The 13,148-nt window shown below is 43.0% G+C and carries 10 protein-coding genes; 5 read left to right on the top strand and 5 right to left on the bottom strand.

Translation table 11 applies throughout. From position 1 onward, the window contains the following. Positions 1 to 6: 6 nt before the first annotated feature. Positions 7 to 1,338, top strand: coding sequence for an IS4 family transposase (locus tag AC3CIA_RS06320; RefSeq protein ID WP_488518170.1), 1,332 nt, complete (start codon positions 7 to 9; stop codon positions 1,336 to 1,338). Between the two features lie 105 nt (positions 1,339 to 1,443). On the opposite strand, the gene AC3CIA_RS06315 is transcribed toward AC3CIA_RS06320, so the two are convergent. Then, positions 1,444 to 2,934: a SulP family inorganic anion transporter gene (locus tag AC3CIA_RS06315; RefSeq protein WP_171314645.1), complete on the bottom strand. Its 1,491-nt coding sequence runs from the start codon at positions 2,932 to 2,934 to the stop codon at positions 1,444 to 1,446. Between the two features lie 746 nt (positions 2,935 to 3,680). Here AC3CIA_RS06315 and asnS point away from each other — a divergent pair. Beyond that, a complete protein-coding gene (gene asnS, locus AC3CIA_RS06310; protein WP_004734710.1) occupies positions 3,681 to 5,081 on the top strand; it encodes an asparagine--tRNA ligase in 1,401 nt (466 codons plus the stop codon). 146 nt (positions 5,082 to 5,227) lie between these two features. Here the strand turns inward: asnS and AC3CIA_RS06305 are convergent, their stop codons facing one another. The 4 genes from AC3CIA_RS06305 to AC3CIA_RS06290 all read right to left on the bottom strand — a co-directional run bounded on the left by AC3CIA_RS06305 (position 5,228) and on the right by AC3CIA_RS06290 (position 9,212). Continuing rightward, positions 5,228 to 6,388, bottom strand: a complete 1,161-nt coding sequence (locus AC3CIA_RS06305; protein ID WP_146458110.1) for a trypsin-like serine peptidase — start codon at positions 6,386 to 6,388, stop codon at positions 5,228 to 5,230. A 1-nt stretch (position 6,389) separates the two neighbouring features. Next, complete coding sequence (locus tag AC3CIA_RS06300) at positions 6,390 to 7,067, bottom strand: hypothetical protein (protein ID WP_488518875.1); 678 nt, start codon at positions 7,065 to 7,067, stop codon at positions 6,390 to 6,392. Positions 7,068 to 7,474: 407 nt separating this feature from the next. Next, a complete protein-coding gene (locus AC3CIA_RS06295) occupies positions 7,475 to 7,681 on the bottom strand; it encodes a hypothetical protein (protein ID WP_004734707.1) in 207 nt (68 codons plus the stop codon). A gap of 127 nt (positions 7,682 to 7,808) precedes the next feature. Next, complete coding sequence (locus AC3CIA_RS06290; protein ID WP_171307725.1) at positions 7,809 to 9,212, bottom strand: aminotransferase-like domain-containing protein; 1,404 nt, start codon at positions 9,210 to 9,212, stop codon at positions 7,809 to 7,811. Positions 9,213 to 9,432: 220 nt separating this feature from the next. Here AC3CIA_RS06290 and AC3CIA_RS06285 point away from each other — a divergent pair, with 220 nt between their 5' ends. From AC3CIA_RS06285 to AC3CIA_RS06275, 3 genes are all read left to right on the top strand, one after another. Next, positions 9,433 to 9,732, top strand: coding sequence for a hypothetical protein (locus tag AC3CIA_RS06285; RefSeq protein ID WP_017074608.1), 300 nt, complete (start codon positions 9,433 to 9,435; stop codon positions 9,730 to 9,732). 339 nt (positions 9,733 to 10,071) lie between these two features. Next, complete coding sequence (locus AC3CIA_RS06280) at positions 10,072 to 11,574, top strand: HD-GYP domain-containing protein (protein ID WP_488518709.1); 1,503 nt, start codon at positions 10,072 to 10,074, stop codon at positions 11,572 to 11,574. Positions 11,575 to 11,775: 201 nt separating this feature from the next. Then, positions 11,776 to 12,966, top strand: a complete 1,191-nt coding sequence (locus AC3CIA_RS06275; protein WP_102553147.1) for an amino acid aminotransferase — start codon at positions 11,776 to 11,778, stop codon at positions 12,964 to 12,966. Positions 12,967 to 13,148: the final 182 nt, after the last annotated feature.

Here is a 13,148-nt window from a genome sequence, read left to right as displayed (position 1 = left end):
TTTTTTATGTCTTTAGAAAGCCAACTTGCGAATACTTTTCGATCATGTAACACCTTTCATCACTTTGATAGATATTCTGACATTCTTAGCCCAGACCTTATTCAGCAAGGCTTCGAACAAGCGGGGGTCGCAACGGTGAGAAGAAGGCGTTTACCTTTAGAGGCTGTACTTTGGTCCGTTGTAGGAATGAGTCTTTTTCGACAACAATCTGTTTGGGATATAGCTAATCAACTCGATATTGTCCTGCCAGACAAACAACGTTTTGTTGCCCCAAGCGCTGTTGTTCAGGCGAGACAGAGATTGGGCGAAGAAGGTGTTAAGCAAGTCTTTAAGAAGATGGCAGCGCATAGCTATCAATCGTCTAACTTCGAAACTTGGTGTGGACTAAACCTTCTATCCGTCGATGGTGTCGTTTGGAGAACGACAGATACACCTGAAAATCATCAAGAGTTTAAAGCACAGCGCAATCAATCAGCTGAAAATATTTACCCTAAGGTACGTATGGTTTGTCTGATGGAGCTTACGAGTCATCAGATAATCGATAGTGCATTCTCTGACTATCGAACCAACGAAATGCGCCTTGCAGAAGAACTCATTGAACAAACCCCCGATCATTCTCTGACTATTTTTGACAAAGGATATTACTCTCTAGGGCTACTTAATCGCTGGAATAAAGTAGGCCAAGAAAGACATTGGATGCTCCCTGTGAGAAAGGACTTTCAGTATGAAGTCGTTCATAAATATAGCCAGAGTGACGCTATCGTTGCTATAAAAACGACACCTCAAGCAAGAAAGAAATTCAGTGACCTCCCTGAGATAATAGAAGCACGGTTAGTGTCGAAAATTATCAAAGGAAAGAAATATCAGGTGCTTACATCAATGCGTGATGGGTTGCACTTTCCTGGTGAAGACATTGTAGAGCTCTATCGCTACCGTTGGGAAATCGAATTAGGTTATAGGGAAATGAAGCAAACCTTGCTTGATAGTGAGTATACATTGCGAAGTAAGCGCCCAGATATGGTCAAACAGGAGCTCTGGGGGATTTTGTTAGCCTATAACCTTATAAGGCAGGTTATGACAAAGGCAGCGAGCAAGTTAGATAGCGTCTGGCCGAATCAATTAAGCTTTACGAGTAGTGCCATGGCTGTGACTCAATACTTTGCAGCTTTACCTTTAACGAGTCCTGGGAAACTACCCAAACACTATGAAGTACTACTACAGCAAATATCGATGTTTATCCTACCACCTCGAAGAGAAGATAGAAGTTATCCTCGTTGGGTGAAACTGAAACCTAAGAAATATGCAACGAATAGAAAAAATGCCAGTCAGCTTAACTGACTGGCATTACTCAAAGATGAGCGCTTTATCTTCATAACAATGTCTAGTTCCGAGTTTCAGGCTTAAAGGCTTAAAGGCTTAAAGGCTTAAAGGCTTAAACCACGATTAGTGCGTAATGGAAACCGCAGTTAAATCTTTATGCTTGTGGTACATCGCGTGTTTGAATATCAGATTCGCACTCACGGTATCCATTCCTGCGACTTCTACATAAGCGCCCTTTTTACGGAACTTAAATACGACCTTATCAAGAGCCTCAACCGACGTGTTATCTAGGAAAGACGCATCCGAAATATCGATGGTCACTAAAGAGGTCGCATTGTCATAATCAAATAGATCGACAAACGCATCTGAAGAAGCAAAGAAGACATGGCCTTTTACTCGGTGGGTAGTGTGCATTTCGTTAGTCACCACTTCATCGGATATAAAGACCATCGACTTGCTAGCATGTGCATAAAACAGAGCCGATAGCACCACGCCAACCGCAACACCTATTGCGAGATTGTGAGTAAACACCACCACCGCCACGGTTGCTAGCATGGTTACGTTAGTTGGGAGTGTGTGGTCTTTAAGCTCAACAACAGAACGCCATGAAAACGTGCCGATTGAAACCATGATCATCACAGACACTAAAGCGGCCATCGGTATCAGCTTCAACCAATCAGAAACAAACACCACCATTAGCAGTAAAACAACCCCGGCGATCAGACTGGATAATCGGGTTAAGCCGCCAGATTTGATGTTAATGATCGACTGGCCAATCATCGCACACCCCGCCATACCACCAAATAAAGAGGCCACGATATTCGCTACACCCTGCCCTTTGCATTCATTGTTTTTATTACTTTCTGTATCAGTCAGATCATCGACGATCGTCGCGGTCATTAAGGACTCTAATAAGCCTACGAGGGACAGAGCAATAGAATAAGGAAGTATGGTCGCCAGCGTATCAAACGTGAATGGAATATTAGGAATCAAAAATACCGGGAGTGAATCGGGAAGCTTACCCATATCGCCAATTGTTCTGACATCCAAACCAAAGAGCAGACTGACGATAGTAAGTACTACGATGGCAATCAATGGAGACGGTATCGCACTGCCTAATTTAGGGAAATAAGGAAGCAGATAAATGATCGCTAAACCAAGAACGACTAACAGGTAAACGCTTGATGGCACATTGATGAGTTCGGGGAGTTGCGCCATGAAGATAAGAATCGCGAGTGCGTTAACAAAACCCGTTATGACTGATTTTGAAACAAAGTTCATTAAGTTACCCAGCTTGAGATAACCCGCGGCAATTTGAATCACGCCAGCAAGGAATGAAGCGGCGAGTAGATATTCTAGCCCGTGGTCTTTAACTAAAGTAACCATTAACAGTGCCATTGCGCCCGTTGCTCCGGAGATCATTCCCGGACGACTTCCAACCAAAGCGGTGACGACACAAATACAAAAAGATGCGTACAACCCTACTTTAGGATCTACGCCTGCGATAATTGAAAATGCGATAGCTTCAGGGATCAATGCAAGTGCAACGACAATCCCAGATAATGAATCTCCTTTAACATTTGATAACCAGTGTTTTTTTAAATAATTAAGCATGTAATTCTCTTTTACTTATACAGTCATCCCTGCCTTGTTGAGACATAATTTGATCGACTGTTTTTCTTGAATGAGCGAGCGCTCGAAAAGTGCGGGTGTAGAGAGAATGCAGGGGCTAAGGCGGCGTAATTAACACGTGAATATTAAACTCCTCTGGTTTGTGATTGATTTGCTATTGAATAAGTAAGCTCAAGCCGATTGATAATAGGTACTAAGGTAAACAATACAAATTAAGCTAGCGAGTAAACATTAGACTAGATCGTAAGTATTAAGTTGGATCGTAAGCATTGAGCTAGCTTGAGCCGCGCCAATATAAAGTGAGTCTTGATGCAATCACACATTCATTATTGCAAACAAAGATTCCAAACCTATACCACCTCGTCAACGGTTACTGCTATTCATTAAAACGGTTACGGCTATTGACCAAAACGGTTACTAACCTAGTTTAACAGCCTAACTCGACATAACGTTTATAAACGTCTATAAACGTCTAACGGCAATTGCACCGCATGAAATCGAACAAAAAAACAACCCTTAGTGGTTTTTCTTGTCTGTAGACACAATATTTCTTTCGTCGAGCAAGAATAAAGGTTGAAGCTGTCTGTATGACAGGTAATATGTTCAATCGATTTAAAAAGTTTATACAACTCAATGTTTCGGCTAATTATTATGCAAATGTCTATTTGTTTGTATTAATGCCAGTACCTTTGAGTTGAATTTGTCCCTCAATGGAGAATGAAATCAACATGACTTACGCGCCTGTAACAGACGTACTTGGCGGCAAGCTAGCGGTAGACAGTGAAGTAACTGTTCGCGGCTGGATCCGTTCACGTCGTGATTCCAAAGCTGGAATCTCTTTCCTTGCCATTTATGACGGCTCTTGTTTCGACCCGATTCAGGCCGTGGTTCCTAATAATCTTAATAATTACGAAGACGAAGTATTAAAGCTAACAACTGGCTGCTCTGTTGAAGTAACTGGTAAGATTGTTGAGTCTCCTGCGAAAGGTCAAGACTTCGAACTAGCAGCAACTGACGTTAAAGTTGTAGGCTGGGTTGAAGACGCTGACACTTATCCAATGGCTAAGACACGTCACTCTATCGAATACCTTCGTGAAGTTGCTCACCTACGCCCACGTACAAACGTGATCGGCGCAGTAGCACGTGTACGTAACTGTTTATCGCAAGCGATTCACCGTTTCTACCACGAGCAAGGTTTCTTCTGGACTTCAGCACCGCTTATCACTGCATCTGATGCAGAAGGCGCTGGTGAAATGTTCCGCGTATCTACGCTAGACATGGAAAACCTACCTCGCACTGACGAAGGCAAAGTTGATTTCAACGAAGATTTCTTCGGTAAAGAGACTTTCCTAACTGTATCTGGCCAACTTAATGCTGAAGCTTACGCTTGTGCACTAAGCAAGGTTTACACTTTCGGTCCTACGTTCCGTGCTGAAAACTCAAACACAAGCCGCCACCTAGCTGAGTTCTGGATGGTTGAGCCTGAAGTTGCGTTTGCAGACCTTGACGATGTAGCAAAACTGGCTGAAGACATGCTTAAGTACGTTTTCGCTGCTGTTCTTGAAGAGCGCCGCGACGACCTTGAGTTCTTCGCTTCTCGCATCGACAAAGAAGCAATCACTCGTCTAGAGCAATTCGTAGACGCTGATTTCGCACAGGTTGACTACACTGACGCAATCCAAATCCTACTAGATTCTGGTAAGAAATTTGAATTCGACGTTGAGTGGGGCATCGACATGTCTTCAGAGCATGAGCGTTACCTAGCTGAAGAGCACTTTAAAGCTCCTGTTATCGTTAAGAACTACCCGAAAGACATCAAAGCTTTCTACATGCGCTTAAACGACGACGGTAAAACAGTTGCAGCAATGGACGTACTTGCACCAGGCATCGGTGAAATCATCGGTGGTGCACAACGTGAAGAACGTCTAGACATTCTAGACGAGCGCATGATTGGCATGGGTATCGACCCAGAACACATGAGCTGGTACCGCGACCTACGTAAATACGGCACCGTGCCACACGCAGGCTTCGGTCTTGGCTTCGAGCGTCTAGTATCTTACGTAACAGGTATGGGCAACGTTCGTGACGTGATTCCATTCCCACGTACGCCACGCTCTGCTAACTTCTAATCTCAGCTTTCTTCTTTCAGAGAAGTCAGTATAGATAGATAAAAACCTCCGTATATACGGAGGTTTTTTTATACGCGCTCATTTATAAGGGCATGTTCATAAGCGCCATTGATAAGCGCCTACTGATAAAAGCTTAACTGCTCAATCTACTCGACAGTACGAACCAAAAAGTGATCTAAAAGTATCTTCTCGCCCGTCTGTTCTAGCGGCTTAAATTCAATCACCATCTGATCACCCTTTTGCTCAAAAGCATTCACTTTAAAGAATAAACTATCCTTATCCGCCCTAATGTTATGAGCAACCTGACGACCATTTACAAACACATCAAAAGCGGGCGCTTTTGGGTTTGCAGGAATGACAGTTTCAAAAGTGTACGTTTCACCTTCTTGCGCATAAGCGGTGTTGTAAATACCGCCATCCTTCGTCCAATAAGTACCATTAAAGTCCATACTTCCAGCTTTCCAGTAGCTGTAAAAGGCATGAAGATCTTCGATACTGTTCTGGGTCGTTGGCGTCCATCTTACGTCACCAAGATTTACTGGCTTCGAGTAACTAAACCCATGCGTTCTCATATCCTTGTTTAAGGAATCTAATCTCCCCAAAACATCATCAAAGGTATCTTGCCAACCAAGCTCGCCATAATATTGAAGGCCAATTTCTCCAATAATGTAAAACTCGTCGTCTCGTTCAATCGTAATGCCTGAACCTGAGTCGCCATGGATGATCAGCCACTGCAAATCACTTTGAGGCATGATCACCGGGTTATATTTATATTCAGCTAACCATTTCTTATCTGTGTCATTGTACTTAACAAATTTCTTTCCGCCATTACGGCCGTTGTAGTTGCCAAAGCCAACGCTATTTACTTCATAAACCTCTGAATGATCGAACATCCCTTTCTCTGGTAACTTCGCAGGTTTAATACCGGTTATTGGCGTGTCTAAGCGCACCAGAGCGAAATCATAAATGCCATCGGTAAATTCATACTCCCCCCACTCACCATCAGGGTCAGTAGTCGCACGTGATGTATGAATAACGTTGTATTTACCGTTCTCATCTTTTTCATAAGAAGAGCAAGTTACTGCATTTTCATACCCTTCACTTTTAGAGCCTGATACGTGATTTGCCGTTATCACCCAGTAAGGGTCAATCAACGTTGCCGAGCCTGCATTCATATGACATGCAAAATCGAACTGAGTTTGTAGAGCGAACGTTTTGTGTTGAGTGACCGAACGATCCATTTTCCCGAGACCTGAGTGAGCAGAAAAAGTCGCTACAATTGCTGATGCTAGAATGATTCTTTTCATGTTACTCAACCTCTCTCAACTGGATAGCCTCAATAGCGTGATAGCCTTGTCTCGATTCAAAATCAAACTGCCTATATTGGCGTGAATATGAGATTTCTACGATGTCATCTGGAGATTGGGTTTCAAAGGTGACGATGTTTTTTACACTGGTCATGTGAAAGGAAATATCATTTTTGATAGTGTTACATTGCTTTTTAATACACGCCGTCACATTGGCAGAAGACAACCAGTTGTGCGTGTACAGTTCAACAGAAAAACGCCCTTGTTTCCCCGGTTTAACATGAAAATCAAAACCACCAGTACCTTGAATTAGACCAGCAAAAGTTAGTTCCTGTTTATAATCGTTAGAGTCACCGCCTTGCCAGTAATAACGATTGCCAAAGGCGTTTTTACTATCTGAATTAATGATCTGCTTTAATTCACCACTCACGGTTACATCGCTTATCAGATCAATATTTTCTTTCTCAACTCTTTGATGATCACCATACAAAAAGGCCCAATCCAAACCATTTAGATCCACCTCTCTTGCGTAACGATACTTTCCCTCATCAAGCTCATAGCCGATAAATTCACTGGAAATAGACAATCTATTCGTACCAACTTCCGAAAAATTGCTTAGTCGATTCAAATCAACATGGAGTTCGCTTGCTGAAGCATTGGTGGCTAACAAAGCCAACATGCACAGGTTTGTTTTTGTATATTTCAATCTCATAATCCCGCACCTCAATTAGTCATAACCAATTGTAATAAATGGGGAATTTAAACCTGTAAGGTACTGTAAGCCCTTAACTGGGTCACTTTTATCGCACAGCGACCAATAATTGACGTGAATATATAGCAATAAAAGGTAGGCTCTAGTTATTTCCCAGCACAACCAATAAGCCAAGTTTTTGACTAAAGGTGATGCATATTCCAAATAATCACCATTTCGCGCTTACACAGACTTACAAAGCCTGTGGCATTAAAGTATGAGATAGCCTTCAGAGCTCAAGTTTGATGCCATTATTCAAAAATTCAGGTTATTTGAAACGAAAAAGCCCTGCCAAATTCTGGCAGGGCTTAAAATAATTCGACTGGATAATCGGCTTAATCTACATCTTGGTCGATAGCGTATTTTATCGCGAGACCGCAGATTGCCATCATAACGAACGGGATAGCCGCTGTTGTATATTCAGCCCAAGCCATATCAGCGAAGGCTTTTGCCAGCAATACGTGGCCGAGAATAAGCAGAAGCGCACACACAATCGCGACGATAATCAGCTTAACTTCATTTCCCATAGTCATTTTCAACATAACGGTATCTCCAATATTTGGTCTAACTGTATTGAATCACAACTCTTTGTTGTACAAGGCGTACAGTTGCACCAGAAACAATCCGTACAGTTGAAATCATTGTCTGTTTTATGAGTGACTTAAGATTTTACGAATGCGTAAGTTGATGTGCCAGTTTGCCAAGCAAGATTAGTGCTTGTTCTTTCTCTTCTGTGAGTTCATAAGAGAAGTTCAATCTGATCGCGTTATCTACTCTGCCCTGCTCACTAAACAGATCGCCTGAAGCGACGCTGATCCCCTGAGCAATCGCTAGTTGGTAAAATTGTTGACTGTCGAATTTGGCGGAAAGACGAATCCATATGAAGTATCCACCAGCCGGTTCTTCAATCTCGACGGAATGCGGGAAGTACTGCTTGATGACCTCAATGAATCGCTCTTTTCTCACTAGAAGATTTTTACGTAATTTACGAAGGTGATTGTCGTAGCTTTCATGTGTTAAGAAGTGTGCGACGCCAAGTTGAACAGGCGCACTACTCGACAGTGTAGAAAGAAGTTGCAGCTTTTGAATGGCATCATTGAAACGCGTGTTCACAACCCAGCCGACCCGATAACCCGGACACAGACTTTTTGAGTACGAACCACAAAGCAGAACAGAATCGGTCTTATCGAAGGCTTTTAGTGGCTTGGGTTTATGCCCTTCGAAGTAGAGGTCACCATATACGTCATCTTCAATAATGTAGGTTTCGTGTTGTTCTGCAATCTCAACCACACGGCGCTTCGCCTCTTCAGACAAACTTGTTCCCGTCGGGTTTTGAAAGGTTGTCATCAACCAACACGCTTTCACGTTTTGAGTTTTCAACGCGTGTTCAAACTGTTGGAGATTCAACCCATTAACAGGGCATACATCCACTTCAATAGGGTTAAGCCCTAACCTCTCAACGGCCTGTAAAGCACCATAGAAAGCAGGAGATTCAATCACAACATTATCACCCGACTTAGTAACCGTTTGCAGGCTTAAGTTAAGCGCTTCCATTGCGCCAGAGGTAATCACGATATCTTGATGGTTAACCGTAATGCCTTGTTGCAGGTAACGCTGCGCGATTTGTCTTCTTAAGGACTCACTGCCCGGTGGCAGATTATTAATGACACTCGCGCCAGTCATTTTTCTGCCAGCACTCGCGAGATTTCGGGTCAAGGTAGGTAAAGGAAACAGATCAGGGTCTGGGAATGCTGAGCCAAAAGGAATCACACCTTCTGCGGAACTCGACTTCAAAAAGTCGAATAAGCGATCATTAATGGCTTTCTTTTGGTGTACTAACGGCAGTTCATAATCAACGCCGTCCACACGTGGTGCAACAAAGTAGCCCGACTGAGGCTTAGCGATGATCCACCCTTCGCTTTCTAACAATTGGTAGGCTTGTAAGACAGTACTATTACTGACGTTGTAATTTCGACAACTCATGCGTACCGAAGGGATCTTCTCTCCGGATCGCCAAGTGTTATTAGCGATCTGAGTTCGAATATCCTTTGCAAGCTCTTCATAACGCGCCATCTAATTGTACTACCTAGATAAATTCTAATAAGCCGAGGATTTTATCACTAACGTTAACAACTATTGCTGCTATCCATATGATTGGACCTAATTTCTATAATAGTGTGAATTGGTTCACAGATAACTTTGTATGCTTTGCTAAGTTTGTAACCAAGGCGGGAGCCAAGTTCGCTCTACGCCTCTATAATTTGATGTAACCCAAAAAACATGCGAGATAACAATGAAAAAAATAGAAGCAGACCAACTAAGTTATAAAGGAGAGTCAAACGGTGTTCATAGTTGGACAACACCAAGTGGGCAGCCATACTACTGGCACCCAGATTGGCTACATATCGCTGAAGATGCGACAGGTTCACATCCAAAGCAGAAAATCGACATCGACCAAGATAAAGCTCCAACTCAGAAACACGCGGTATCTGCAATTCTTAAGCACCTAAACCAGTGGGCAACCGACAAACTGGCGTCTCACCCTGATATTGAAACAAGCTCTATTGAAGCTGAAATCAATCTAAAAAAATAATACGCAATGAGGCGTATCGGCTTTGACTGTTTTCACGAACGAGCAAGCCAAGATCGATAACTGAATAGCCTCGAATCTCTATCGAGGCTATTCACATATACGCATAGTAATGCTGCAATAATCCCCACTTAGTTAACAAATCACTTACACACACCAATTTCTTGTATCATTCAGCGAAAGCTATCGATAGAATTTCTGGTCCTATTTACGCAAGTCATTCAAGTTATGTATATTTCAAAGCAAGCAATGCGTCTTGCAAAGTAAAATATGCGTACTTAAAACTCGTGAATCTAGTAAGAATTATACAGACCAAAAACGAAACTGAACAAAGGCTTATCGATGGATACATCAAACTATAATCAATCGCTAACAACCCAGCTATATGCCATCGCTGGTGTGCTTTTTGGCACCTATGGCAGTCGGGTATGCCCTATGCTCGACACCTTAACGACGTTAGAAATTTTCACTCAAGTGAGTATCGTTTTTGCCTTAGTCTGGTTTGCGCGCCATTACCTATTAGCCCGCCATGCTTTAGTTAAACAAGGTCGGTTTGCGCAGCTCGACACCTTGTTGTTTTTTGCTGCTAGTGTCCCTTTTGCGCTTTATTACAACTTAAATTACGACTTCACCATCGATAGCAATTTAAAAGTGCTCTTTGGAATGACGTTATTTGGCTTCTTTACTGGAAGCATTCTTCAGTTGAAAGCTAAGCTTGCGCAAATGGACAAAATGGAACTGTCTGGGCAGTTTGACTTCCAACTGATTGGTGAACGAAGTTCTTTAGTTAAACAAATAGTCGGTTTAGTCATCGTACTTCTGATCACGCTGACCACAATGCTGACTATGGTTGCCGTTAAAGATATCTTTTGGTTAGAACATAACCCAGCTCGCTTACTGGACGGCACAGGTAAAGTCAGCGTGATTAAAGAGTTCATCTACCTTGCGTTGGTACTTGGTGGATACGCAATAACCATCATGACATTGTGGAGCAAGTTGATTAAACGCATTCTCCTGAGCCAAGAACATGCGTTGAACAAGGTAACTAAAGGCGAGCACGGTGTTCGTTTGCCTATTTTTGGCTATAACGAACTGGGTTCTATGGCGTCAATGACCAACACCATGTTAGATAGCCTTGAAACCGCACAAAACGAAGTGAAAACCACACGTGACGTAGCGATTGTTAGCTTGTCTGCCCTTGCTGAATCTCGAGATAATGAAACGGGTGCCCACATTCTGAGAACTCAAGAATACGTTAAGGTACTCGCACAAGAACTCAGCAAATCTGAAACGCACTCTGCTTTGTTAACACCAAATTATATCGAGTTGCTTTATAAGTCGGCTCCCCTGCATGACGTCGGCAAGGTGGGTATCCCTGACAATGTTTTATTAAAGCCGGGGAAATTAACCGACGAAGAATTTGAAATAATGAAGGGTCACCCGGCAATTGGCGCTGAAGCCTTGTCTATTGCAGAAAAGCAGTTGGGAAGCTGCTCTTTCTTACAAGTCGCGAAAGAAATATCACTGACTCACCATGAAAAATGGAATGGCAGCGGTTACCCCAATCAACTGTCTGGAGAAGCGATCCCTTTGTCTGGTCGATTAATGGCATTAGCGGATGTCTATGACGCGCTAATATCGAAACGAGTTTATAAGCCAGCCTTTACTCATGAGCAAGCCAAGCAGATCATCTTAGAGGGCAATGGGACGCATTTTGACCCGCAAGTTGTGCTCGCGTTTCTTGCCGTTGAATCGCAATTTGTAGAGATTGCCGCGATCTACAAAGATGGCAAAAATGTTCAGAGCGAACTTGAGCGAGAAAGCTTCATTGCTCAACCTGCATAATCCGGTCAAAAGCACTAACTTCTTACGCCCTATAGGTTAATCCGTAGGGTGTTTTGTTATCAAATACCCTCTCTAGTCAATTAATCTGATTGAAATAGATTTTTTTTGGTCTTTCTGTTCACTTCGTATTGTCTTAAAAATTTCATACAGGTATAACTACCCATAGATACTATCCCCTCTCAATTGACATGGATGAAGATTATGTTTGAAAAAGTGCTAGCTGCTCCCGCCGACCCTATCCTCGGCCTTACTGAAGAGTTTAAAAAAGACTCTCGCGCAGAAAAAATCAACCTTGGTGTTGGTATTTACAAAAATGAAGATGGTCAAACGCCTGTTCTTAAAACAGTAAAGAAAGCAGAAGCTTCACTTCTTGAAAACGAAAAAACCAAATCTTACCTAACAATTGAAGGTACAGCTGAATACGGCCTAGCGGTTCAGAAACTTCTTTTCGGTTCAGACGCAGAGATCGTAACGTCTCAACGCGCTAAAACAGCACAAGCTCCAGGTGGTACAGGTGCACTTCGCGTAGCGGGTGAATTCATCAAGCGCCAACTAGGCGACGCAAAAATCTGGATCAGTAACCCAACTTGGGCTAACCACAACGGCGTTTTCGCTGCTGCGGGTATCGAGACAGCTCAGTACAGCTACTACAATGCTGAAACAAAAGACAAAGACTTCGCAGGCATGGTTGCTGACCTAGAGAAAGCTTCTGAAGGCGATATCGTTCTTCTTCACGGCTGCTGTCACAACCCAACAGGTATCGACCCAACAACTGACGAGTGGGAAGTGCTGGCTAAACTAGTTGCTGAGAAGAAACTGCTTCCTTTATTCGATTTTGCTTACCAAGGTTTTGCAAAAGGCGTTGAAGAAGATGCAGCTGGCCTACGTATTTTTGCTCAATACAACAAAGAGATCCTTGTTGCTAGCTCATTCTCTAAGAACTTTGGCTTGTACAACGAACGTGTGGGTGCATTCACTCTAGTTGCAGAATCTGCAGACGTAGCTACTACAGCATTTTCTCAAGTTAAGAGCATCATCCGCTCTATCTACTCTAACCCACCAGCGCACGGTAGTGCTGTAGTAACTCACATCCTTGGTGATGCTGATCTACGTGCTGAATGGGAAGCGGAAGTGGCAGAAATGCGTGACCGTATCCAAGAGATGCGTGAGCTATTCGTAACAACACTGAAATCTGAAGGTGTTGATGCAGACTTTACATTCATCGAGCGCCAAAATGGCATGTTCTCGTTCTCTGGCCTAAGCAAAGAGCAAGTAACTCGCCTGAAAGACGAATTCGCTATCTACATTGTTGGTTCTGGCCGTATCAGTGTTGCTGGTATGACTAAGTCAAACATGGGTCCTCTATGTAAAGGCCTTGCTGCGGTTCTTTAATCGAAAAGCGAAACCTGTATCTGTCGACCTATAGATATGCAAAAGCCAGCGATTAAGCTGGCTTTTTTGTGTCTGTCTCTTTGTATATAAGAGCTATGTATATAAAAGCTATTAAGGCACTTAGCCTTTTCGTTACTAACACTTAGTCTCTGCGTACTAACGCTTAGCCTCTGCGTTACTGG

Source organism: Vibrio sp. QJM3NY_27 (assembly GCF_057785955.1).
Note: the sequence above shows the minus strand (reverse complement) of the source record. Positions and strands in the feature narration are given on the sequence as shown.

What these genes read in the sequence shown, in the direction of transcription:
- AC3CIA_RS06290 (WP_171307725.1), bottom strand. Translation starts at nt 9,212, where the DNA reads ATGGCGCGTTATGAAGAGCTTGCAAAGGATATTCGAACTCAGATCGCT.
- AC3CIA_RS06285 (WP_017074608.1), top strand. Translation starts at nt 9,433, where the DNA reads ATGAAAAAAATAGAAGCAGACCAACTAAGTTATAAAGGAGAGTCAAAC.
- AC3CIA_RS06305 (WP_146458110.1), bottom strand. Translation starts at nt 6,388, where the DNA reads ATGAAAAGAATCATTCTAGCATCAGCAATTGTAGCGACTTTTTCTGCT.
- AC3CIA_RS06280 (WP_488518709.1), top strand. Translation starts at nt 10,072, where the DNA reads ATGGATACATCAAACTATAATCAATCGCTAACAACCCAGCTATATGCC.
- AC3CIA_RS06300 (WP_488518875.1), bottom strand. Translation starts at nt 7,067, where the DNA reads ATGTTGGCTTTGTTAGCCACCAATGCTTCAGCAAGCGAACTCCATGTT.
- AC3CIA_RS06295 (WP_004734707.1), bottom strand. Translation starts at nt 7,681, where the DNA reads ATGTTGAAAATGACTATGGGAAATGAAGTTAAGCTGATTATCGTCGCG.
- AC3CIA_RS06275 (WP_102553147.1), top strand. Translation starts at nt 11,776, where the DNA reads ATGTTTGAAAAAGTGCTAGCTGCTCCCGCCGACCCTATCCTCGGCCTT.
- AC3CIA_RS06315 (WP_171314645.1), bottom strand. Translation starts at nt 2,934, where the DNA reads ATGCTTAATTATTTAAAAAAACACTGGTTATCAAATGTTAAAGGAGAT.
- AC3CIA_RS06320 (WP_488518170.1), top strand. Translation starts at nt 7, where the DNA reads ATGTCTTTAGAAAGCCAACTTGCGAATACTTTTCGATCATGTAACACC.
- asnS (WP_004734710.1), top strand. Translation starts at nt 3,681, where the DNA reads ATGACTTACGCGCCTGTAACAGACGTACTTGGCGGCAAGCTAGCGGTA.